Origin of the sequence: Cohnella sp. (assembly GCF_041640265.1) — a bacterium.
In the GTDB taxonomy this organism is placed as follows: Bacteria; Bacillota; Bacilli; order Paenibacillales; family Paenibacillaceae; genus Cohnella.
This window is the reverse complement of the sequence record NZ_JBEQAP010000011.1, coordinates 1-23,493: the sequence shown is the minus strand read 5'-3', so window position 1 is coordinate 23,493 and position 23,493 is coordinate 1. Positions and strand designations below refer to the sequence as shown.

Sequence of the window (23,493 nt, the reverse complement as noted above, 5' to 3'; positions counted from 1 at the left end):
TAAGTCCCAACAATGAAGTGCTTGAGTTCGATTAGTCTTTTTAGGTATTATAAGAGGTAGACTATTTCTATGAAACGGGGAGCAGACGATGCAGAAATGGATTTTATCTACTTTGATTACCGTCGCTTGCGCCATGGGCGTATATCTGATGGCAACCGGACTGCCGGAAAAGCCGGTTAACGAGGCAGCCGAATTAAAGGAAGGTCAAGAATTACTGAAAATTACCGCAACAAACTTTGAATTTGACCAGAAAGAATACGTCGTCAAAGCGGGTACCAACTATAAGGTGAAGTATGCCAACAAGTTGGGTAAGCACGGTGTGGAGATCAAAGGGCTTGACATTGAATTAGACGAAACGTCCCCGGAGATAGAATTTACGTTCGACAAGCCGGGTACTTATGAGATGCGTTGTTCCATTATGTGCGGACAAGGCCATGGTGACATGATCTCTACAATAATCGTTCAGTAAATGAGAAGGGAGCCATAACGGCTCCTTTTTTCCCCTTTATCTAATTAAATCCATTATGACAGTCAAAGATGACGCCAAGTCCGAATTCGGGAAATGCCAAGATCGCCTAAATATCCGATGAGAGCCCAGCTCAGCACGGTTAACGCGTACATAAACCATACATTTACTCTGTGGATGTCTGTGAAGAGTTCCACAAACCACATCGGAACGCTAAACATGAGTAGAAACAGGTTATGGGGATCGTAGCCGGTCACGTTAAAAAGGCATAGTGCAATTCCAATTAACGTGCATGCTGCAGTAAAGGGATATCGCATAGAGACTCCTTTCACCTATTATTGCCCGTAGTATGTACTGCTCTGCGATTCCTCATGCGTGGTTGACTATAAGAAAATGTATCTCACAAGAGAGAAGGAAGGCAAAGTCTATGATTACACATATTGTAATGTTTAAGCTCAAGGATCGCACTCCGGAAAGCATCGATCGCACCGTACAGGTACTTCGCAATATGGAGGGAAAAATCGACGAGCTGCTGCATCTAGAGGTAGGTACGGATGTTCTGCATTCCGAACGTTCATATGATATCGCATTGGTTACGAAATTCGAATCGATGGAAACTCTGCAAGCTTATCAAGTGCATCCCGTCCACAAAGCAGTTATAGAACATATGGCGTCTGTTCGTGAAGCATCGGTCAGCGTCGATTACGAGTGCTGAGAGGAAGAGGCTCGTGATTGAAGATACTGGAAGTATGCGCGACGTTTATGAGATGATGACTTATATCATCGTGATTTTATTAAGTGCCGTTATCATTACGGTATGGCTGAAACGTAGAAGCAAACGTAAAAAGAAATAATAAGGGAGCAGTCTACCCATGCCTATGTATGATGTGAACCGGGATAGTATCGGAGCTCGTTTGAATTGTGTGCCAGATATCGCGGAAGCTCTTACTAATGTGGCGGCTTATTGGACGGGTACATTAGTCCAAGGGCTAGCGCAGGAGAGGGCCCTTCATCTGGCTGCAGAGATTGCAACGGATGTCGGACATACCTTAATTGACGGCTTTATAATGCGGGATGCAAGCAGCTATGAGGATATTATTGATATCATTGCGGAAGAAGGAGTCATTACTGTACAAGTGGCTGCTATTCTGCGTCAAGTTGTCCTTTTGCGCAAGTCGCTTGTCCAAGAATATGACCGTTGGCCGAGGCGTGAACTGCATCCATTGACAGCAGAGCTTCCTAAGCTGTTGCTCGAATTCTCTGATCAGGTAAAAGGTTACTTGCACAAAGAGCTGGATAACTTGTAGGCGGCTTGTTCGTTCAATAAATATGAGAGTCCTCTTGCACTTGCTGCATGAGGACTTTTCTTGCTTTAGAATGCAGTTAAGAACAGCACTTTTTTAAAATTAACCTGTTTCTTGTATCAAGACATGCTGTAGCTTCTTATACTGTATTAACCGCATGGGCATTCGCCCGGATTGGAGAGCAGTTGGGGGGATCACAATGGCATGGGATTTGGCGGCATATGGGATTATGACAGCTAGCTTAACGATAGCTGCGGCTTTTGTAATCGGTATCGTACAAATTTGCCGATCACTCAGACGTCTGGATACAGCACTTGGGCGTCTCGGGAAGGAAACAGAAGCCTCATTACTCCAGTGCAAGGAGCTGGCGGAGGAGGCTAAGGAGACGATTGCTGCTTCGAGGCAAAGCTTGCAAGGCTTCTCCTCGCTCGCGGAGGGGGCGCGTGCGTTAGGGGAGGCTGCGCAGTCGACAGCACAGGGAATTGCCAAAGCAACAGCCCTCTGCCGAGAGCGTCTAGCCTCTATTATCCCGGCATCGACAGAGCATTGTGATCATAATAAGGCAAGCGGAAATTCTGACTTATCCGAGATTAGCCGAATTCTTTGGCTTTTATGGAAAAAGCGAAGATCCGAAAACGAGCCGAACTTCGATTGCTCTCGGCATTCAGGGCTGGGTGCGGATCCATCTCAAGGAGAGTGAATATAATGGCTGAAAAAAAAGCTGTCAAATCGTTTTTATGGGGGACGCTTGCGGGAGCGGTTACTGGAGTTGTTACTGCGCTTCTGCTGGCACCAAAGTCTGGCCGCGAGCTTCGCAGCGACATCTCCGAAACCGCTCAACAGGCATTGGAGAAAACAACAGACTTAAGCCGTCAAGCAGGCACTGCCGTGCAATCGCTGGCTAGAAAGACGACGAACTTAGCAGTTGATGCCAAACAAGCGGCGGAGCGTGTAGTAACAGATATCCGCTCACGTAAAGGCAGCGGGGCAGCTGTAGATAATGAAGTTGCGACTGCTGAAGAGAAAAGCAATGAGGATACCTCAGCCACATTGTAGCCCTCATCCTAATTAAAGCCCTGAAGCATCGCCCGCTCCCGCTGGGCGGTGCTTTTGTTTGCCTTGAATCCTTGTCCTAATAGGTGCTAATATGGAGGTACCTTTTTGACGCTGGTATCATAAAGTATCAGGAATCGACCTAATCAATTATGAAGAAAGCGGTGTTTCCGTGCAGCAAGCGATCGCAGTCCTGGACTCGGGTGTGGGTGGACTGACAGTCGTCAAGGAAGTGATGCGTCAGCTGCCTCAGGAGAAAATATTGTACTTCGGTGACACGGCACGAACGCCTTACGGCTCCAGGCCTGCAGAAGAAGTGCTTGCATTTACAAGTGAAATTGTCGATTACCTTATACAGTATCAGCCTAAAATGATTGTTATTGCTTGCAATACAGCTACAGCAGTCGCGTTAGAAGAGATTCGCAGACGAGTAAATCTTCCCATAGTAGGGGTCATTAATCCTGGTGCGCGCGCAGCGATTGGTCGGACCAAATCGGGGGTTGTTGGTGTTATTGGCACTGATGGGACTATTAAGAGCGGTGCCTATGAACATGCGCTTAAGCGATTATCACCGAAGGTAGAGGTAATTAGCCGCGCATGTCCATCCTTTGTGCCTCTTGTGGAGGCTGGGAATTTCAACTCCTCGGAAACCTTCCGAACTGTCAGCGAAGCATTGCTGCCTCTCCGTAGATCCGATATGGACTGCCTGATTTTAGGATGTACCCATTATCCTTTTCTGTGCCATCCGATATCGGAAGTCATGGGACAGGACGTTGTCTTGATCAATTCGGCGGAAGAAACCGCGCGGGAGATCAGCACCATTTTACACGAAAAAAGTGAGTTGGCAGGAAGAGGCGAGGTTCCGATTCATCAATTTTTCTGCAGCGCTGAACCTCGTAAATTCCAAGAAATCGCTCAGATATGGTTAGGAGAGCAAATTTGGCTAATGCCTGTTGTATGGCAGGTTTATCAGCTAAGAGCATAATAATATGGAAAAAATCAATTGGCGGGAAGTCCGTGGGGAGTATATCTCCTCGGGCTTTTTTTGATACCTGTCAATGGGTATAACTTGGGATCCGCCTTCATACACCAGTAGGACTGATACTGGAATGAGGAGTGGGTTGAATGTCGACTAAAACGGATTACGGACCTCAGCAGCTGACCAAGGAGTTGAAGAGACTGACTCGAACCTATCCTTTTATAAGCGCGGGTGCGATCGGTAGAAGCGTGCTTGGCAAACAGATTCCTTACCTAAGAATAGGTGCAGGACCTTTCCGATGGCACTTTAATGGTGCTTGCCATGCGAATGAATGGATAACCTCCTTATTGCTGATTCGATTCGCGGAGGATTACGCCAAAGCCTGCGCAAGAAGGCTGCCGTTCTGGGGGAAGTCGGCTAAGGATTTGTTCGCTCGCTGCAGCTTGTGGATTGTGCCGATGGTCAACCCGGACGGTGTAGAGCTCGTTCAACAAGGGATGACGGCCAAACATCCGCTCTATAAGGAGCTGATGCAGTGGAATCGAGGCTCTAATTTCTTTCACCGATGGAAAGCCAATGCAAGGGGAGTAGACTTGAACGATCAGTTCCCCGCATTCTGGGAGGAAGAACGCAAGCGAAGGGGAGTGTTATTACCTGGGCCTCGTGACTACAGTGGAGCTGCCCCTCTATGCGAGCCGGAGGCATTAGCGCTGTCACGATTTACAGATCAGAATGATTTCCATGCTGTGTTAGCCCTGCACACGCAAGGCGAAGAAATTTATTGGAACTATCGAAATGAGGAACCCCCCGAAGCAAAAGAGTGGGCGGAACGCTTAGCGCGCTCCTCTGGTTATCGTGCAGTTTATTTAGAAAATAGCGACGCCGGTTATAAGGATTGGTTCATCTCTAAGTTTAAGCGTCCCGGATTTACGGTAGAAGCGGGATGGGGTCACAATCCTCTTTCTATGGATAATTTTGAGCTGTTATATGATGATATTGCAAGGATTCTAGCTGAAGCTCTTGATTGCTCACATTAAAGATTCGAGATGGGGATGAAGGGGTAAACTTGATGAAAGCTGATGCTTTTCAGAAGGAGGTCCCTCAAATGGCTCGTAGATCATGGATAACCTTGTGGAGAAGTCTTCCGGGACGTGTTTGGCGTATTTTGCGCTCAGACCAGGTGACGCTAAAGGATAAACTTCTTTTTATCGTACCTGTTGCGCTTTATTGGGTGTTGCCGGACTTTATGGCGTATCTCCCCATCGATGATGCTGCAGTAACGGCACTGGCTGCAGCATGGTTCACGCGTGCAATGGAGAAGAAATATATCTTCAAAAAGTGATCTTGCATGACCCTATACGTTTCATTACAATAGAACGAGAACCTGACAGGAGTGATACTTAAAATGAATTGCAAAATTACTCGGAACGCGGCGAACGTGCTGCGCCGTGAATTGGACAAGCCAGAGAACGCGGATAAGAAATTGCGTGTCGTCATTACGCACAGCCATGGTGATCATGCCCATTATGGAATGGATATGGATGTCCCGGGTGATAAAGACGAAGTGGTTGCTACGGATAAGGGCATAGATGTTGTTCTGACCAAAGGGGAAGCGCTTCTAGACGGCGTTAAAATCGATTATTTGTATTTCCCTAAAGAAGGATTTGTCATTACGAATCCAAGCAAAGGCAACCATGGCGACCACTAATATTGAACAATCGGCTCCGGTTAACGATATCCGAATATGCGATAAATGTAAGCATATGCGGGTAAAGTCGATACTGCCTAAATTGCAGAAGCTATCTCCCGGAACCGAAGTAAAGGTGGCTTGCAAGTCTTATTGCGGGCCTTGCTCTCGTTTTGCTTTTATATTCATTAATGGACGTTATGTTACAGCACCAACGGAAGACGAAGCGATCGAGAAAGCTCGCAAATATGTGAAGACATAAGAAAGAAGCTGCCCTCATTTATTGAGGCAGCTTTTTTGTTACCCATCACTATTCATTTTCTTCGCGAAAATCAGCGATAAGATTATTTTCGACGACTCGGTCGGAAATGCTAAGATCAAGCTTCGCAGCCTCTGCACCCGCCCTGCATGAGGTTGGATCCGAAGCCAGCTCAGCGCTTAATAATTCATAACAAGCACCGTGATCGGCAACTCCATCGGCACTTGGAACGAAGTATACATTACCATCCGTAAAACCGCCGTTGCGGAATACAACAGACTTTGAGGCGCCGGACAGCATGCTGATGCCCATTAAAGAACGATTTTCCACAGGAATTCCCAACAAATGCATCAAAGTAGGAGTTGTATCGATTTGACCAACGGCCTTCTCTACCACACCTGCATGCTCATCGTTAGGAAGGTGAATAAAGAAAGGTACACTTCTGATGATTCGATCCTGATCCAGCGCAGATACCGGCTGACCTAGGAATTGCTCGTATAACTTCCAATCTTGGATTGAATTATCATGATCTCCATAGAAAAGCAGCAGAGTGTCTTCCCACAAACCTTCCTCCTTCAGTTGATCTACGAGTACACCCATCGAGGAATCCACGTAATGGGCAGACTGCAAATAATCTCCCATTATTGTTCCTTGCAGTTCACCGACCTCAAGCTCTTGGTTAGAGTAAGGCAACTTATAGGGGTGATGGCTTGATAATGTAATCGTAAAAGCATAGAAGGGAGACTGCTTACGTTCTTTTAATTGCTCGATTGTCTGGCGGAAGAAGGATTGATCCCCCAGTGACCAGCCGATCGGTTCATCAATCGTAAAGTCCTTCAAATCGTAAAATTGATCGTATTGCATATTATGGTACATATTATTTCGATTCCAGAAGCTTCCGTCATAGGCATGATGAACAGTCGTATCGTAGCCTTGGCTCTTTAATATAGAAGGGGCGCAATCGAAGTCGTTGCCCGCGAAACGAATGAAGACCGAACCGGTCGGCATGGGATGCATCGAGCAGCTCGTTGCGAAATCTGCATCGGAAGTACGGCCTTGCGCGGTCTGATGATAGAAATGAGGGAAATAGACACTCCGGCCTATGAGCTCATTCAGGTTTGGCGTTATTTCCTGTCCTCCGATCGATTGACCGACGACAAAAGTTTGGAAGGCTTCCGCCTGGACAATGAGGATGTTTTTCCCTTTGTATTGTCCGAATAGGGGTTCTGATTCCATTTGGGCTTGAAGCTTCCGACGATCCAGGAACCAAGCTTCTGATTCTTTTACCTGCTCATCGGATAAGCCTCCGCCTAACCAATGCTCCTTCGCATAGCGATAGGTGTCATATCCATGAAAGCCGAACAAACCAGTGACGTTATAAATCGGGACATTCCACCAATTTCCGACGAACAAGCCTCGTGCCCACCCGTTCTTCTGCTCTTCGACAGGAAAATAAATCAGTGCCCAACCGAGGGCGAATAGGATTGCTGCAGGAATGGTCTTACGCCAGACGGCTGTACGAGCCTTAGAGTAGGATAGCTTCAATGGAGGGTTGCGTTTAGCCTTAGTAAGCCAGAACACCCACACGACGAGAGCAAAGGATATCGGTAAATCCGCAAATAAGAGCCAGTCTTCTATATAGATAAGGCTCCAGATGCTGGCTTTTAGCTCACCCACCTGCCCTGCTTGCAGGAGTACGGGGACAGAGATAAAATCCTTGAAGTAGCGGAAATAAACGAGGTCTGCGAATAAGACAATGGAAAGTATGGCATTTAGTAAGGCTAAGGAGACTGCTCTGCCGCGACGTCCCAGCAACAATGTCCAGAAGGAGGCAAGCAACACAGCGCCTAGATTGACGGCCCATTTCCAATGGTTCATTCCTCCAACGTTAAATTGCTTATCGAGTTCATTTAATTTGTATAGTATCGATAGGATTAGAAGCATAATCCCCCAAAAAGGCCATAGCTGGATCACTCTTAAGGACATCTGAGCCGCTTTGCGGGATGCAGCTCGGAACTGCAATAACATAGCTAAACTTCCTTTCCGATAATGGCGTAATGTATTCGAGAACCATTGCAAATCATTAACGCAGTGTAAATGGTTAAATAAAAAATAGTATAGCTCTAATAAAGGGGGTATTACAAACTCAAGAGGAAATCGTGGTAAGATATATTCGGGTTAAGAAGGAAAAGGGGTGGTCTTTAAATGGAGTTGTTGCCAGATCAATATTTTGATCAATTATACGCGCGGGATACCGATTTGGAACGGGTGAACGAGGTTATCCGAAGTCACGGCATGCCAGAAATCTCTGTTGCTTCCGGCTATGGTCGGTTACTAACGTTTCTAATTTCGCTCTCCAAAGCGGAGAGGGTTTTGGAAATTGGTGCTCTAGGCGGTTATAGCGGGATATGTTTAGCGCGTGGTTTGTCACCAGGTGGCGAATTAGTTTCCTTAGAGCTCCGCCAGGACTATGCGGATATTGCCCAGATTAATGTATCTGCTGCGGGGTTAGGCGATCGAGTACGGTATGTTGTTGGCGATGCTTCTCAAAGTTTGGCGATGCTGCATTCGCAGGGGGATCGTTTTGACTTTTTCTTTATAGATGCGGACAAAGAGAATTATCCCCATTACTTAGATGAATGCATCCGACTTTCCAATGAGGGTGCTATTATCGCTGCTGATAATACTCTTCTTAGAGGTAAAACAATTGATTCCGTAAAACAAGGGCCGTCCGTGCTCTCGATGAGAGAATTCAATCGACGGATTGCCCAGGACCCGAGGCTGGTCGGCGTTCATCTTCCGGCTTATGACGGACTAGCTTTAGCAAGGGTAATAAAAAGGAAAACAGAATTTTAAGTGTATTTTATGTAAAATTATTCCATGTATACGATATACAGTGCCATTAATTGAAATTTAGTTAGTTTAATACTAATTTTAATTACAAATTGATATACTTTATACTAAATATATCCATTTTACTGAACGTAATTTCAAAATCGAATTATCATAATTACATTCATATCAGAATTAATGAATGATTATACGAGGTACATGATTAATAATCATTTAAGTAAGCGTTTTCTGTAAGTTGTGTGTAATATATGCTTACATCATGGGTAATATTGGTTAACAATTACATAATCTAGCATTGCAGAATCCGAACATTATATAGTAATATTCTTTTGTTCCATCATTTCTGAGTATGTATAACATATACGTTAAAGAAATGATATGGCTAAAAAACGGGGAGGCAATAGAATGAAATTCAAGAAATTATTCTCGGCTGCATTAGCAGTCACGCTGGCAGGAAGTTTGTTAGCTGCATGCAGCAGCAACAACAATAACGCCGCATCATCAGCTCCAGGTTCTGCATCTCCATCTGCATCTCCATCTGCATCCGAATCACCGGTCGTTAGCACACCTCAGGAATTTCGTTTCACTATAGGGAGCGAACCGCCAAGCTTAGATCCAGCTTTGATGCAAGACGCTCAGTCCTCGATCGTCGCATCCGGATTATTTGACGGCCTTATGCGGTTGAATGAAGCCGGCGAACCCCAGCCTGCATTAGCCGAAAAATATGAAATGTCCGAAGATGGTAAAACCTACACCTTCAAGCTGCGTCAAGACGCGAAATGGAGCAACGGAGATCCCGTAACCGCTCATGACTTCGAATATTCATGGAAACGCGCATTGGCGCCGGAAACGGCTGCCGTATATGCTTATATGCTTTATTATCTCGAGAACGGTGAGAAATATAACAGCTCGACTCCAGACAAACCTGTGGATGCGGACGAAGTCGGCGTCAAGGCGTTGGACGACTATACGCTGGAAGCCAAATTGTACACAGCGGCGCCTTACTTCATCAGCCTTGTATCGCACTACACTTATTGGCCTGTACACAAGGCTTCCGTTGAAGGTAAACCGGAATGGGCGGCTGATTCGTCAACGATGGTTACTAACGGACCGTTCAAGTTGACGGAATGGGCGCATGGCGACAAGCTCGTCTTAACGAAAAACCCTGATTTCTACGACGCGGACAAAGTCAGCTTCGACAAAGTGACGATTTCCATGGTTGAAGAAGACAGCACCGTTTACAGACTGTTCGAAACAGACAAAATCGACTGGATTGGCGCGCAAGCGGGATCGGTGCCGAGCGACTTGGTTCCGAAATTGGTTTCGGAGAAGAAAGCTGAAATCGAGACGATCGCTTCCGTATATTATTACCTCTTTAATACTAAGCAAGCGCCGTTTGATAACGCGAAAGTTCGTAAAGCCTTCTCGATGGCTATCGACCGGCAGTCTATTATCGACAACGTAACAAAAGCAAATCAAACTCCGGCTTTCGGCCTCGTACCGCCAAGTATCGCAGGTATGGACGGCAAAGCGTATCGCGAGCTGTATCCGGACACCGCATATTACTCGGAAAACGTGGAAGAAGCGAAAAAGCTTCTGGCTGAAGGGCTCAAAGAAAGCGGACTTACTAAATTCCCTGATTCCACTTTGCTGTATAACACGAATGAAGGCCACAAGGCCATTGCGGAAGCAATCGTCGATATGTGGCGTAAAAACCTCGGCGTCGAAATGAAGCTTGCAAATCAGGAGTGGGGTACGTTCCTGGAAACGAGACAAGCGGGTCAGTTCGGTGTCGCTCGTTCAGGTTGGGGAGCAGACTTTAACCATGCGATCAACTTCACTTACGATTTGATCCATCCGAAATCCGGCAACAACGACGGCAGATATGACAATCAAGAAGTCGGGAAATTGCTTGACGATTCTCTGTTAGCTACGGATGAGAAAGAACGTCTGGAATTGATTTCTAAAGCTGAAAAAATCGCTCTATCCGACGATATGGCAGTATTGCCGATCTACTACTACACGACGGTTACTATGGAAAAAGACGGCTTTGAAGATGTCGTCTCGGATTATGCGGGACACTTGGATTGGGTATTCGGTAAGAAGAAATAAACAATAGCTGGAGCATCACAGGAAACTCCGATTTTGAAGGGTATATATAGTATCCCTATATATACCCTTTTTAATTGCAAACTTCGGTAGAACAGGCAGGTGAGAATGATTGATTCGCTATATATCGAAAAAATTTATGTTTATGCTTCTGTCGCTGTTCCTTCTAGTGACCGCCACATTTGTCTTGATGAACGCTGTACCCGGCAGTCCGCTGCAATCGGAGAAGGCAACAAGTGCCCAAGTGCAGAAGAACTTGGAAGCGTATTACGGCTTGGATAAACCGCTGATCGTACAATATGGGATTTACTTGAAAAACTTAACGGAGTTTGACCTAGGTATTTCCATGAAGAAGAAGTTCCAGGCTGTCGATAAAATCATTAGCAATTCATTTAAATATTCTCTTAGGCTCGGTATCGCGTCCGTGATTACTTCTGTAGTTGTCGGATGTGTTCTGGGTATTATTGCAGCCATGTACCATCGTAAGCTGTTGGATAATTTAGCGATGATCATAGCGGTAATCGGATTGTCCATTCCGAGCCTGGTCATGGCTCCACTGCTGCAATATTTTTTGGCCGTGAAAATTAGAGCGTTTGAAGTAGCTGGCTTGAATGGTCCGCTTGATTACGTGCTGCCGACGATAGCGCTATCAGCGGCTTCAATCGCATTTATCGCTAGGTTGATTCGATCGACCATGATAGAAGTTTTGAATGCCGATTTCATAAAGACGGCGAAATCCAAAGGTCTCGCCGGACATGTGATCGTATGGCGGCATGCCTTGCGCAATTCGATGCTGCCTGTGGTCACCTTTCTTGGCTTTCTTACAGCCAATGTTATCACAGGCTCCGTCGTCATCGAGCAAATCTTTGCGATACCAGGACTCGGAAAGTTTTTTGTCCAAAGCGTCGTTGATCGTGACTACCCGCTTATTATGGGCATTACGATATTTTATGCTGCAATCCTGATGGTGTCCCGATTATTAGCCGATATCGCCTATGTGCTGGTGGATCCGCGAATCAGATTATCAGGCGGAAAGGTGGAGAAGTAGACCTTGCAAAACGAACCCAACATCAACTCTGTTCGTCCCGAGTTTTTTACGCCGATCAACCGCAATTCGACCGATTCGGAGAAAATAGAGCGGAATAGATTAACCGCTTGGCAAGATATTAAGCTTCGTTTATTGAGTAATAAGCTGGCCATGACGGGGCTATGGATCACGATTGCCGTATTGCTGTTTGCCGTATTTGCTCCCTTGCTATCTTCGTTTGATCATTTTACGAATGATCTGGCAAACTCGAATCAACCGCCCTCACTAAAGCATTGGTTTGGAACGGATGAATTGGGCCGCGACTTGTTTGTAAGAACGTGGAAAGGCGCGCAGGTGTCTTTGTTTATAGGTGTTGTTGCAGCTTTAATCGATTTAGTCATCGGCATCATTTATGGAGGTATTATGGGTTATTATGGCGGCAAAGTGGACGAGGTCATGAACCGCTTTGCCGAAATTCTGTATGCGATTCCGTATTTGCTCGTCGTCATTCTCCTGCTTGTGGTGATGGAACCGAGTCTAACCACCATCATCATAGCGATGTCTATTACCGGCTGGATCAATATGGCTTGGATCGTCCGGGGACAGATGATGCAGTTGAAAAACCAGGAATATGCCCTAGCCTCCAAAGCGCTTGGTGCAGGTTCGATGCGGATTATTTTCCGGCATTTGATACCGAACGCTATGGGCCCAATTCTGGTAACCTTGACATTAACCGTTCCTGGCGCGATATTCACCGAAGCGTTCCTCAGCTTCCTGGGTCTTGGGGTTCAGTCTCCCGTCGCCTCATGGGGGACAATGATTAATGACGGAGTTGGATCGATGGAGATATTTCCATGGAGACTCTTCTTTCCGGCCCTGTTTTTAAGTGTGACGATGTTTGCCTTTAATGTATTTGGCGACGGATTGCGAGACGCCTTTGATCCAAAATTGAAAAAATAAACGATTTTACGCGGAAAGGAGGTCATAGCCTTCATGAAAACGATTCTTGATGTGAAAAATTTGAGTGTATCATTCGACGTATACGACGGCGAAGTTCAAGCGGTCCGAGATGTCAGCTTTGAAGTGAAGGAAGGGGAAGCCGTCGGAATCGTCGGTGAATCCGGTTCCGGGAAAAGCGTAACAGCCCAAACGATTATGAGATTGATCCAGACGCCCCCGGGAAAAATCAAAAAAGGTTCTATTATATTCGACCAACAAGAATTGTTGTCGCTGTCCGAAAAAGAGATGCAAAAAGTGCGAGGAAACAAAATTGGCATGATCTTTCAAGATCCGATGACTTCTCTCAATCCGACCATGACGGTCGGAAAACAAATCATGGAAGGCTTGATCAAGCATGAACAACTGAGCAACGCGAATGCGAAAGTGAGAGCGGTCGAACTGTTGTCCACAGTAGGCATCCCTAATCCAGAAACGCGGATCGATCAATATCCGCATCAGTTTTCCGGCGGTATGCGGCAACGTGTGATGATAGCGATTGCGCTTGCGTGCAGCCCTGCTCTGTTGATCGCTGACGAACCGACTACTGCTCTCGATGTTACGATTCAGGCGCAAATCCTTCGTTTACTAAAGGATCTTCAGCAGCGAACAAAGACATCGATTATATTAATTACCCATGATTTAGGCATCGTTGCGGACTTATGTGATCGCGTTATCGTCATGTATGCGGGACAGATTGTAGAAACGGGCACAAAGCGGGAAATACTCCGCAACCCGCAGCATCCTTACACGAAAGGTCTGCTCAAATCTTTGCCCCGATTGAATCAAGATAAAGGCGAGCCGTTAGTTCCGATATTCGGAACGCCGCCGGATTTGATCAAGCCTCCGCAAGGCTGCGGTTTCTGCAGCCGCTGCGACGAAGCGCTGCGTATCTGTGAAACGGAAATTCCGGATCCAACAGCGATTAGCGGCACTCAATTGGTGCGGTGTTGGCTGCAGCATCCTTATGCGAAGCAGTCGGGTTCCGCCAGCGGCAAGGAGGCGAGCGTATGAGTAAAGCGTTAATTGAAATCGAGGGACTGCGCAAATTTTTTAATGTAGGAAATAATCGTATATTAAAGGCAGTTCACGATATTAGTTTTTCGATTCAAAAAGGTGAAACGCTAGGGTTGGTTGGAGAGTCAGGCTGCGGGAAATCGACGGCCGGGCGTACAATCATTCGTCTTTATGAACCAACAGCAGGTCGTATTTCATTGGACGGGACGGATATTACGAAATTGTCCAATGCAAAATTCAAAGCATACCGCAGCAAAATGCAAATGATTTTCCAGGATCCTTACGCTTCGCTCAATCCCCGAATGACGGTTCTGGACATTATCGGAGAAGCGTTGGACATTCATGGATTGGTGAAGAGCAAGGCGGAAAGAAAGCGCCGCGTAGAACAACTGCTTGAAATGGTCGGATTGAACGCTGACCACGCTTCACGTTATCCCCATGAATTTTCCGGTGGACAGCGGCAGCGGATCGGAATTACCCGAGCGTTGGCGGTGGAGCCTCAATTTATAATTTGCGATGAACCGATTTCCGCATTGGATGTGTCGATTCAAGCGCAAATCGTTAATTTGCTCAGTGATTTGCAGAAGAAAATGGGTCTCACCTATTTGTTCGTCGCGCATGATCTGTCGATGGTAAAGTACATGAGTGATCGTGTCGCCGTTATGTACCTGGGTAAAATCGTCGAGCTTGCACGCAGCGAGGATTTATACGCCAATCCGCAGCATCCTTACACGAAGGCGCTGCTGTCGGCCATACCGGTGCCGGATCCCGATGTGCAAGAGGGAAAGGAGCGGATTATCTTGAAAGGCGATTTGCCTAGCCCGATCAATCCGCCAAGCGGCTGCACGTTCCGTACACGTTGTCCGGCGGCGACGGAGAAATGCGCGGCGGAGGCTCCCGAGTTCCGCGAAATGCGCCCCGGCCACTTTGCATCTTGCCATTATGCATAAACCAGTATTGATCTGTATGAATGAAAAGTAAAAACTAGACAGAAACGGGACGAAGCAGAGTGATACATCTGCTCCGTCCCGTTTTTAGGTTTGGACTAAAGGATTAACTGAGACGCATGCCACTATTGTCACAACATGAGGCTGTCGATTAACAGTTCATAACTTCGGAAATCTGTGGGAGACCACAGAATGTATGTGAAAAATCATACAAAATGAGCAGTACACACATCGAATCTGTCGATTCTATGCGAAATTTCATACACAATACACGATTTGAGCCCGGATTCTATAAATGTATCCGAAAAATCATATACATTCTCTGCATGTGTATGTTCACGTTAAAACTGTCCACAATTAATCGACAGCCTCAACATACAGCAATGGGAGCGTCTAAACTGCGGAACATACCAAAAGCTGGGATAACGAAACGTGGCTCCGTTATTAGGCCACATTGTCTTATTCCACCGAAACTCGCAATTTCCCCACACTAACTTCCTGAGCTAACATAAGATAACGATACCATCACCGCTATGAATGAAACTTGATAGCCATTTCGCTGGAAACAATAAAAGCTATAAAATTGGTGAAAGAGAAGAATATCTACACCAAGCTCTGAATATGCAATGGGTAAATTGTTTTACCCTGTTTTATATTGCTATAATAAGGTAAAAATTTAAGAAATGGGGTTTATAACGATGCCAGCTGTTAAAGTAGAAGGTAAAGGTTTATTTCAAGCGGAAGAGGGAAAGAAGCTTGTACTTGTCCTTGAGGATAACGGGGTAGATATTTTACACCGCTGCGGCGGTAATGCCAGATGCACAACTTGTCGTGTTGAAATCTTGGAGGGGGATGGAGGCCCTATAGGTGAGGCTGAAGCAGCCATCCTCAATGCTAAGGGGGTTACCTTGCCTAATGTCCGTCTTTCGTGCCAAATTCGAGTACATTCAGACCTAGAAGTCAAACCTCTCATGACGGTATCGGAATCCGGTATGGAGCCAGGTACTAGACCGTTGGATTAATCAGTTATACTTGTCTATTATCCGCGCAACTCACTCTGTATTGGAGGCAGCGTTGCGCGGTTTTGGATTAATCGGAAGGTTCCCTCAGAGAATAATCGTTTTGTCTTGTCCATAAAGCGCGAGCAGCCCAGGCACACGTAGCAAACAGCAGAATCCCTGACAGTATGAATAATCCTTCAATGCCGATTAGCCCGGAGAGTGCTCCGCCCATAATCGGGCCCGCCACGTTGCCAAGGCTGAGCGCGCTGCCGTTAAAGCTGTAGGAGCGGCTTTCCATGCCGTCCGGAGTATATCTGCGAATGAGAGAATTGACAGTTGGGATCATGCCCCCCATGAAACATCCGAGTAGGAATCGGCAAATCAGCAGCTGCCCAACGGATCCGACAAACGCTTGAGGAATAAGCATTAATGCGGCTCCAGCAAGCGATACGATCAGAATCCGCGAAGAGCCAATCCGATCTGCAAGCTTCCCTAACAGCGGAGCGCATATCATATTGGATATTCCCGTTACCGAGCCGACAAACCCAGCATAGAAAGCCAAATTAGCAGTTGTACCATGCAGCTCTTGGACATACAGTGGAATAAGCGGCATTGGACTTAACATTGCGAATTGAATAAGAAAGGTTACCGTAAGCAGAACCGGCAGCTGAGGAATAATCATTAAATCGCGGAAGCCCTTGAATATGCTTGCCTGTTTCTGAAGCGCGGCAGCGGTTCGATCGAAATTCTCTTTGACCAATAACCAGGAAATAACGGATGCAAGAAACAAAAGCGTGCCTGTAATATAGAAAATAGGACGGAAACCAAAGTTGTCCGCAAGTAATCCCCCGATAAAAGGCCCCAGGATCACGCCGGCGGTTCCCCCCGATTGGAGCGTTCCCATAGCAAATCCCATACGATCCTTCGGGGTTGTAGCCGATACAAGGGAGACTGCAGCCGGAAAGAAGCCGGATATGACCCCATTCAGCATTCTTAGTACGAGCAAATGCCATGGGGCTGTCGCAAAACCCATTAGAACCATAACAATAGCCATGCCGAATCCTGAACGCAGCAGCATCATTTTACGCCCATATCGATCGGAGAGCTTCCCCCACAAAGGCTGGAAGAGGAAAGAAGTAACGAAATTAGCCGCAAAAATAAACCCCGCCCATATTCCGATTTCATGATCGTTCGTGAGCCCGAGATCTTGCTTTAGGTATAGGGAGAGGAAGGGGATGATCATTGTCATACCCGCCATCACGAGAAAATTTCCAGACATCAGTATGAACAGGTTAACTTTCCAACGTTGCATCGGCAGCTCCTTGTCCTAACTATCTTATCTACTGACAGTATATCATAGCCCAATTGAGGGAGCGGAAACATCATTGTCAAACTATTGTCATACTCCAAGGTAACTCTAGGTTGTCCCGCCGCTCCAAAAGGGGCATAATGAAAGCAATGAAAACCAATCCATGACAAAATGAGGACGACCTGATGATTGAGAATGATCTTTTTCTACGAGCTTGCCGACGTGAGGCAGTAAACCGTGTGCCGGTGTGGTATATGCGCCAAGCAGGACGATATGATCCCGACTATCGTAAAATAAAAGAAAAATACTCATTGCTTGAAATATGTAAGCAACCAGAGCTTGCCGCCGAGGTTTCTTTGATGCCCGTTCACAAGCTGGGTGTTGATGCCGCTATTCTTTATTCCGATATTATGAACCCCGTTGCTTCGATTGGAATTGATTTCGATATCGTCAAGGATATTGGACCTGTCATCCATAATCCCGTGCGCAGCGCAAGTGATATAGATCGTCTTAAGCCGATTGATGTGCAAGCGCACCTCTCTCATGTATTGGAGACGATTAAGATTCTAGATCGCGAGCTGAAAGTACCCTTGATTACGTTCGCCGGCGCCCCTTTTACTCTTGCTAGTTACATCATAGAAGGACGTCCTAGTAAATCCTATATCCGTACGAAAGCACTCATGTATACCGAGCCGCAGGTCTGGCACCGTCTTATGGGCAAGCTTGCCGATATGGCTGCGACCTATTTGCGTGCACATATAAATTCAGGCGCCAAGGCCGTTCAATTGTTCGACAGCTGGGTAGGCTCTCTGGCTCCGCATGACTTCAGGGAGTTCGTGCTTCCTCATGTGGAAAGCATTTTTGCAAGCTTATCGGACCTCAATATACCGAAAATTTATTTCCCAGGCGTTAGCTCGGGAGAATTATTGCCATACTTAACGACTCTTCAGAGCGATGTCATCGGTCTCGATTGGCGCGTTTCGATAACGGAGGGGCGCAGTCGCACGGGTGGCAAATATGCGATACAAGGGAATCTTGATCCTTATGTGCTGACTGCACCTTCTGAAGTTATTCATGAGCATGCTAGACGAATACTAGATGAAGGCATGAAGGAGCCTGGATTTATTTTTAACCTGGGACATGGTTTGTTCCCAGAAGCTTCACTAGATAAATTAAGGGAGCTTACGGAATTCGTTCACAGCTACAGCGAGCAGAAGCTTGCGACGGGGGTGGTCTCTTGAGCATTAAACGTAAATCAATAGGAGTGCTCGTCATGTCCTATGGCACACCGGAGAGCTTGGAGGGTGTCGAAGCCTATTACACCCATATCCGAAGAGGAAACCCGCCATCTGCTGAGCAGCTTGAGGACTTAACGAACCGTTACCGCTCGATCGTGGGCGGCGTTTTCCCTCTGCGCGAAAATACGAATCGCCAGGTCGCTGCTTTGCAGCATACGCTAGACGAACTTGCAGGCGAAGACAGCTTTGTTTGTTACCAAGGCTTGAAGCATGCCTTTCCCTATATTGAGGATGGCATAGCTGCGATGGCCGCAGCTGGAATCACGAAGGCGATTGGGATCGTGCTGACTCCGCAATATTCCGTCATGAGCGTCGGAGGTTACATGAAACGGGCGCAAGAGGAAGCTGCAAAACATGGAATTGCGTTCAAGTCTGTTCAAGAGTACCATCTGCATCCAGAACTGATAGAAGCGCTTAGTGAGCGGGTAAAGGAAGGTCTGCACAAGTTCGATAAGCAGGGGGCTGATACGTTAGTACTCTTTAGCGCTCATAGCCTGCCAGCTAAGATTCTAGAGATGAATGATCCATACTCCGATCAATTGCTTGCGACTTCAGCTGCAATCGCAAATCTAGCAGGTGTGAAGAAGTGGCAGTTCACATGGCAAAGCGCAGGACAAACCGGACAGCCTTGGCTTGGACCGGACATTCTAGAAACGTTGGAGCAGATTAGCGAGGAAGGGATCACATCTGTACTGGTAACGCCGGTAGGGTTTGTATCCGATCACCTTGAAGTGCTCTACGATATCGATATCGAAGCGCATGAGTACGCATCTGAACGCGGCATAAGGCTAGAAAGAATCCGCATGCTGAACGACGATCCTCAATATATGGCTGCTTTGGCTGATTCCGTGCTGATAGTTCATAGGGAGCTGGAATAAAATGACGAACAAGTTACGCCGTGTGGCGGTGCTGGGCGGCGGAATTACCGGCCTCAGCGCCGCTTTTTATTTGCAGAAGCTGGGAGCAGAACGCGGAGAGAGCATTGAGGTAACTGTATTAGAGGGCTCAGAGAGATTAGGGGGACGAATTCATACGCTTCGCCGGGATGGCTTCGTCATCGAGCGAGGACCGGATTCCTTCCTTGCGCGCAAGCTTCCAATGATCGAACTGGCGAAGGAACTGGGTATAGCTGGTGAGCTGACTGGGACGAACCCTGCGGCTAAAAAAACCTATATTTCCTTAGATGGCAAGCTCCATCCAATGCCTGAAGGCTTAACGCTTGGTATTCCTACGAACGTCGATAAGTTCTTGAAGACTGACCTTGTGTCGGGTCAAGGTAAAGGGCGCGCGTTAGAGGAACAGCAGCTTCCTCCGACTGAAGGTAAGGAAGATGAGTCTGTAGGTGCTTTCCTTGAGCGCAGGATGGGACGGGAAATGGTTGAACGAATATTTGAGCCTTTGCTTGCGGGCATTCATGCGGGTGATCTTTACCAGTTAGGGCTGCGGGCAACTTTCCCGCAGTTCAAGCAGCTCGAACAAGAGTATGGCGGCCTGATTCGCGGGATGACCGAGACGAGCAAGAAGGCAGCGCTGGCGAATGCGGTAGAACCAGCACCAGCACTAGCAACTACCCCAACCGCGGTGGTCGAAACCGATCCGTTACCGGCATCTATCTTCATGACGTTTCGGAGAGGATTGTCCACAGTAATCGAGGCGCTAGATTCTATGCTTAGAGCGGATGGTTGCGATATTCGAATGGGTACCCGCGTTGTCTCATTAGAGCAAGCACTTGGAGCAGGCTCCTTACAACCTGCCTATCGGCTTCGGCTCTCTGACGATTCGATGATTGAAGCGGATGCCGTGATATGCACGTTACCTGCTTATGCGGCAGCGAAGCTGCTAACACCCCATATTGATGTATCTGCACTTATGAATATAAAATACGTTTCAGTTGCCAACGTTGTGTTCGGGTACGATGATGCAGGCTTTGACCATGACCTTGACGGCTCCGGCTTTCTCGTTCCGCGCGGGGAAGGGCGCCGTATTACGGCTAGCACCTGGACATCGTCCAAATGGCTGCATACCGCTCCGAAAGGCAAACGTCTGATTCGGTGTTATGTCGGACGCGCAGGGGATGAGAAGGGCGTAGAATTGTCCGACGAGAAGCTAACGGAAGAGGTGCGCCAAGACTTGCATGACCTCATAGGACTAACCGCAGCACCTGAATTCGTCGAGATTACAAGGCTTCGCCATTCCATGCCGCAATATCCTGTTGGACATATAGGGGCGATAGCTTCACTGCGCGAGCATCTAGCTGCGCAACTCCCGGGTGTTGTTGTAACCGGGGCGGCATTTGGCGGAGTTGGACTGCCGGATTGTGTTGCACAGGGTAAGAAGGCGGCGGAGGCTTTACTTAAGATTGAGGAAGTATAATTGGAGCCCAAATAACGGTCTTTAGTTGTCAGGTCATACGGCTGAGGATACAATAAAAAAGGGTGTTAGCTACTTCACGTTAAATAGAGGAGGCTGATTCCATGCCGACCACAGCGGTTATACTGGCCGGAGGCATAGGAAGGCGTATGGGCGGCATGAATAAAGCGATGCTATCCTACGGCGATGAAGCTTTTATTGAGCGCCAGATACGAGTAGCCTCACTAGGAACAGATGAAATAATAGTCGTCTCGAACGATCAAGCGATAAGCTCGCTCTTGCACAATCGGAGGAATGTGACAATCATTCCGGATGTTTATATAGGAGAGGGACCCTTGGCCGGTTTACATGCAGGTTTGTCAGCGGCATCCTACTCATCGGTTTGGGTATTGGGCTGTGATCAACCCTTTCTTGACGTGGCTGCCGCCCTCTATTTACAAGATCGGATGGAGAGCGGATCCTATCAAGCAGCCTTGCCTATATTCGGGGGAAGACCGCAGCCGCTGCATGCTCTATACCGCAAGGAAACAATGCAGCCTGTACAAGCGCTGCTTGAGCTTGGGGAGCGAAAAATCTTATCTCTGCTCGATCATATTCCATGGTGTGGGATCGATGAGTCTGAATTTAAGGAACAGGGTATTCCCTTGAATTTTGTCGATGATGTGGATACACCGGAGCAGTATGCCGAAGCTCGCCTGTTGTTTGATGATAGTGATAATAGTTGATTTACAAGTAAAGGAGCGTACCTTCCTTGACGCAGCATAATGATCTTTCTGCAAGGTTCCGTCGTCAAACCATCCAGCCGGAAGAGGCGCAGAATCGTATTCTTGAGCATATCCGGGTCTTAGATAGCGAGAAGGTTCCGCTTGAGGAGTCTTGGGGACGCCGATTAGCGGAAGCGATCATCGCTCCGCACCCATTCCCTCCCTTTCGCCGATCGGGTATGGACGGCTACGCGGTGCGCGCCGCAGATTTGCTCGGGGCATCGTCGGACAAACCCGTTAGGCTAGCCGTAGTGGAGTCATTACCCTGCGGCTTTGAGCCGCGTTACGAGGTCGGTGAAGGGCAAGCAACGCGAATTATGACTGGTGGAATGGTCCCATCCGGAGCGGATACCGTCGTTATGCTGGAGATGACTGCTGCCGAGGAAAGGGACGGAAAACCGTACGTTCTAATCGGTAAAAGTGTTCCTTTAGGTTTAAATGTAGCGGAAATTGGCTGTGAAATACAGGATGGCCAAACTTTATTGCCTCCCGGTAAAGTCATTCGCTCTGGCGAGACCGCGCTGCTTGCTTCTTGCGGCTATGCTCTTGTCACCGTAATGCGGCGTCCGCGAGTTGCGGTCTTATCTACTGGCAGCGAGCTGCTTGAGGTGGAGGAGCCGCTGGCTCCTGCCAGAATCCGTAACAGCAACGCGCCTATGTTAGCAGCAATGCTAAGGGAAGTAGGAGCGGAGCCGGTTATGCTGGGTAAGGTTCCGGATGATGCGATGGCCGCGCAAGCACTTGTAAGGGAAGGCGTCCGAACCTGTGACATGCTTCTTACTACTGGCGGAGTTTCCGTTGGAGATTACGATGTGATGGTTGATGTGCTGGCAGAAGCCTCTGTAACCCTGCTATTTAACAAAATAGCGATGCGTCCCGGAAGTCCGACGACGGCGGCAATTCTAGAAAATAAGCTCGTCGTCGCTTTATCCGGGAATCCTGGCGCCTGCTTTGTCGGCTTTCACTTGCTCGTTGCTCCTGCGCTGAAAGTGATGCAGCAAGAGCCCCATCCGACTCCTAGCAGCTTTAAGGCTTATCTTGGAGCTGAGTTTCCTAAGGTTAATGCCTATCGTCGATATATTCGCGGCCGGACTGATCTGCGGGAAGGTACCGTTTGGGTTTCTCCTACCGGGGATGATAAATCCAGTCTAATGACAACAATCGTAGATGCAGACTGTCTCATCGAAATCCCTCCTGTTAAGGAAGGGCTTGAGAAAGGGACACTTGTGAACGCTTGGAAGTTGGGATAGAGGCATACTCCATAAGCGGGGTGAACGGAGGGAGCGCATGATGAAAATCTTTCAGGTAGTCGGTTACAAGAATGCAGGCAAAACAACACTCGTATGCGAGATTGTAAGGGAATTGACGAATAAGGGGCTGCGAGTTGGAACCGTGAAGCACGATGTACACGATTTCGAGCCCGATGTGACAGGCACAGACACGTGGCAGCATCGACAAGCGGGCGCTCATATTACGGCGATTACCTCCCCATCACGAACGGCGTGGGTACAGGAGCAATCAACTCCTTTAGAGGAATTGGTATCTGACATACGTGAGCATGCACTCGACTATCTGATCATTGAAGGCTTCAAGTCAGCTGCATACCCCAAAGTCGTTCTTCTTAGAAATGAGCAAGACAATGTCCTACTATCTCTGACCAACATCATAGCAGTCATTGTTCGGGAACCAAACGACAGCTTGCAGGCACAGGCGAAGGCACTTGCTATCCCGGTGTTTATTCAACCAGATCCAGTTTCCTCTTTATCCTTTATTCAATATTTAATTGGGCTTCCTAGTTAAAGGGGCTCTCGAATCTCGTGTCCACGAATGGGATTAGGGAACGCGGTTCAGTTAAATCACCGAAACTTTTTCACGGATGGTTGCAGCAGCAGTAGATTCTACGGCTAAAGTTGCATGAGCGCGACTGTTTGGAGTTCTGTCAAGAAAGTAGACACAAACTTATGCGGCCTGCTGCTGCTCGTAGTACCTCTTTTCGCATAAATGCGGGGTTAAGTAACCAATGGAAGAATGAATGCGGATTCGATTGTATTCGA

The 23,493-nt window shown here is 47.5% G+C and carries 26 protein-coding genes; 23 read left to right on the top strand and 3 right to left on the bottom strand.

The window, feature by feature from the left end; all coding sequences use genetic code 11:
- Positions 1-88: 88 nt before the first annotated feature.
- Positions 89-469 carry a cupredoxin domain-containing protein gene (locus tag ACESLK_RS10555; protein ID WP_373229394.1) on the top strand — a complete coding sequence of 127 codons (381 nt, stop codon included), beginning with the start codon at positions 89-91 and terminating at the stop codon, positions 467-469.
- A 62-nt stretch (positions 470-531) separates the two neighbouring features.
- On the opposite strand, the gene ACESLK_RS10550 is transcribed toward ACESLK_RS10555, so the two are convergent.
- Positions 532-723 (bottom strand): hypothetical protein, encoded by a 192-nt coding sequence (locus ACESLK_RS10550; RefSeq protein WP_373229393.1) that lies wholly within the window; start codon positions 721-723, stop codon positions 532-534.
- 170 nt (positions 724-893) lie between these two features.
- On the opposite strand from ACESLK_RS10550, the gene ACESLK_RS10545 reads away from it, so the two are divergent.
- The 9 genes from ACESLK_RS10545 to ACESLK_RS10505 all read left to right on the top strand — a co-directional run bounded on the left by ACESLK_RS10545 (position 894) and on the right by ACESLK_RS10505 (position 5,751).
- Complete coding sequence (locus ACESLK_RS10545) at positions 894-1,181, top strand: Dabb family protein (protein WP_373229392.1); 288 nt, start codon at positions 894-896, stop codon at positions 1,179-1,181.
- Positions 1,182-1,344: 163 nt separating this feature from the next.
- Complete coding sequence (locus tag ACESLK_RS10540) at positions 1,345-1,773, top strand: DUF86 domain-containing protein (RefSeq protein ID WP_373229496.1); 429 nt, start codon at positions 1,345-1,347, stop codon at positions 1,771-1,773.
- 196 nt (positions 1,774-1,969) lie between these two features.
- Positions 1,970-2,470: a hypothetical protein gene (locus ACESLK_RS10535; protein WP_373229391.1), complete on the top strand. Its 501-nt coding sequence runs from the start codon at positions 1,970-1,972 to the stop codon at positions 2,468-2,470.
- 5 nt (positions 2,471-2,475) lie between these two features.
- The gene (locus ACESLK_RS10530) at positions 2,476-2,826 is read left to right on the top strand and encodes a YtxH domain-containing protein (RefSeq protein WP_373229390.1); all 351 of its coding nucleotides are present in this window, start codon (positions 2,476-2,478) and stop codon (positions 2,824-2,826) included.
- A 169-nt stretch (positions 2,827-2,995) separates the two neighbouring features.
- A complete protein-coding gene (gene racE / locus ACESLK_RS10525; protein WP_373229389.1) occupies positions 2,996-3,808 on the top strand; it encodes a glutamate racemase in 813 nt (270 codons plus the stop codon).
- Between the two features lie 140 nt (positions 3,809-3,948).
- A complete protein-coding gene (locus ACESLK_RS10520; protein ID WP_373229388.1) occupies positions 3,949-4,839 on the top strand; it encodes a M14 family metallopeptidase in 891 nt (296 codons plus the stop codon).
- A gap of 68 nt (positions 4,840-4,907) precedes the next feature.
- Positions 4,908-5,144 (top strand): hypothetical protein, encoded by a 237-nt coding sequence (locus tag ACESLK_RS10515; RefSeq protein WP_373229387.1) that lies wholly within the window; start codon positions 4,908-4,910, stop codon positions 5,142-5,144.
- Positions 5,145-5,207: 63 nt separating this feature from the next.
- Positions 5,208-5,510 carry an iron-sulfur cluster assembly accessory protein gene (locus ACESLK_RS10510; protein ID WP_373229386.1) on the top strand — a complete coding sequence of 101 codons (303 nt, stop codon included), beginning with the start codon at positions 5,208-5,210 and terminating at the stop codon, positions 5,508-5,510.
- On the top strand, positions 5,497-5,751 hold the full coding sequence (locus ACESLK_RS10505) for a YuzB family protein (RefSeq protein WP_373229384.1): 255 nt from the start codon (positions 5,497-5,499) through the stop codon (positions 5,749-5,751). The genes ACESLK_RS10510 and ACESLK_RS10505 overlap by 14 nt, the downstream gene beginning before the upstream one ends.
- Before the next feature lie 48 nt (positions 5,752-5,799).
- Here the strand turns inward: ACESLK_RS10505 and ACESLK_RS10500 are convergent, their stop codons facing one another.
- Positions 5,800-7,776, bottom strand: a complete 1,977-nt coding sequence (locus ACESLK_RS10500; RefSeq protein WP_373229383.1) for an LTA synthase family protein — start codon at positions 7,774-7,776, stop codon at positions 5,800-5,802.
- 177 nt (positions 7,777-7,953) lie between these two features.
- Here ACESLK_RS10500 and ACESLK_RS10495 point away from each other — a divergent pair, with 177 nt between their 5' ends.
- From ACESLK_RS10495 to ACESLK_RS10465, 7 genes are all read left to right on the top strand, one after another.
- Positions 7,954-8,604 carry an O-methyltransferase gene (locus ACESLK_RS10495; protein ID WP_373229382.1) on the top strand — a complete coding sequence of 217 codons (651 nt, stop codon included), beginning with the start codon at positions 7,954-7,956 and terminating at the stop codon, positions 8,602-8,604.
- A 402-nt stretch (positions 8,605-9,006) separates the two neighbouring features.
- Entirely contained in the window at positions 9,007-10,713 is a 1,707-nt protein-coding gene (locus tag ACESLK_RS10490; protein ID WP_373229381.1) for a peptide ABC transporter substrate-binding protein, read from the top strand.
- 109 nt (positions 10,714-10,822) lie between these two features.
- Positions 10,823-11,758: an ABC transporter permease gene (locus tag ACESLK_RS10485; RefSeq protein WP_373229380.1), complete on the top strand. Its 936-nt coding sequence runs from the start codon at positions 10,823-10,825 to the stop codon at positions 11,756-11,758.
- Positions 11,759-11,761: 3 nt separating this feature from the next.
- A complete protein-coding gene (locus ACESLK_RS10480) occupies positions 11,762-12,697 on the top strand; it encodes an ABC transporter permease (protein WP_373229379.1) in 936 nt (311 codons plus the stop codon).
- Positions 12,698-12,730: 33 nt separating this feature from the next.
- The gene (locus tag ACESLK_RS10475) at positions 12,731-13,747 is read left to right on the top strand and encodes an ABC transporter ATP-binding protein (RefSeq protein ID WP_373229378.1); all 1,017 of its coding nucleotides are present in this window, start codon (positions 12,731-12,733) and stop codon (positions 13,745-13,747) included.
- The gene (locus ACESLK_RS10470) at positions 13,744-14,700 is read left to right on the top strand and encodes an ABC transporter ATP-binding protein (RefSeq protein ID WP_373229377.1); all 957 of its coding nucleotides are present in this window, start codon (positions 13,744-13,746) and stop codon (positions 14,698-14,700) included. The genes ACESLK_RS10475 and ACESLK_RS10470 overlap by 4 nt, the downstream gene beginning before the upstream one ends.
- Before the next feature lie 695 nt (positions 14,701-15,395).
- On the top strand, positions 15,396-15,719 hold the full coding sequence (locus tag ACESLK_RS10465; RefSeq protein WP_373229376.1) for a 2Fe-2S iron-sulfur cluster-binding protein: 324 nt from the start codon (positions 15,396-15,398) through the stop codon (positions 15,717-15,719).
- A gap of 67 nt (positions 15,720-15,786) precedes the next feature.
- Here the strand turns inward: ACESLK_RS10465 and ACESLK_RS10460 are convergent, their stop codons facing one another.
- A complete protein-coding gene (locus ACESLK_RS10460) occupies positions 15,787-17,010 on the bottom strand; it encodes an MFS transporter (RefSeq protein ID WP_373229375.1) in 1,224 nt (407 codons plus the stop codon).
- 182 nt (positions 17,011-17,192) lie between these two features.
- On the opposite strand from ACESLK_RS10460, the gene hemE reads away from it, so the two are divergent.
- From hemE to mobB, 6 genes are all read left to right on the top strand, one after another.
- A complete protein-coding gene (hemE, locus tag ACESLK_RS10455) occupies positions 17,193-18,248 on the top strand; it encodes a uroporphyrinogen decarboxylase (protein ID WP_373229374.1) in 1,056 nt (351 codons plus the stop codon).
- Between the two features lie 2 nt (positions 18,249-18,250).
- Positions 18,251-19,183 (top strand): ferrochelatase, encoded by a 933-nt coding sequence (hemH, locus tag ACESLK_RS10450; protein ID WP_373229495.1) that lies wholly within the window; start codon positions 18,251-18,253, stop codon positions 19,181-19,183.
- Between the two features lies 1 nt (position 19,184).
- Positions 19,185-20,678, top strand: coding sequence for a protoporphyrinogen oxidase (gene hemG / locus ACESLK_RS10445; RefSeq protein ID WP_373229373.1), 1,494 nt, complete (start codon positions 19,185-19,187; stop codon positions 20,676-20,678).
- A gap of 101 nt (positions 20,679-20,779) precedes the next feature.
- Complete coding sequence (gene mobA / locus ACESLK_RS10440; RefSeq protein ID WP_373229372.1) at positions 20,780-21,400, top strand: molybdenum cofactor guanylyltransferase; 621 nt, start codon at positions 20,780-20,782, stop codon at positions 21,398-21,400.
- A gap of 26 nt (positions 21,401-21,426) precedes the next feature.
- Complete coding sequence (locus ACESLK_RS10435) at positions 21,427-22,689, top strand: molybdopterin molybdotransferase MoeA (RefSeq protein ID WP_373229371.1); 1,263 nt, start codon at positions 21,427-21,429, stop codon at positions 22,687-22,689.
- A gap of 37 nt (positions 22,690-22,726) precedes the next feature.
- The gene (gene mobB, locus ACESLK_RS10430) at positions 22,727-23,239 is read left to right on the top strand and encodes a molybdopterin-guanine dinucleotide biosynthesis protein B (RefSeq protein ID WP_373229370.1); all 513 of its coding nucleotides are present in this window, start codon (positions 22,727-22,729) and stop codon (positions 23,237-23,239) included.
- Positions 23,240-23,493 lie beyond the last annotated feature (254 nt).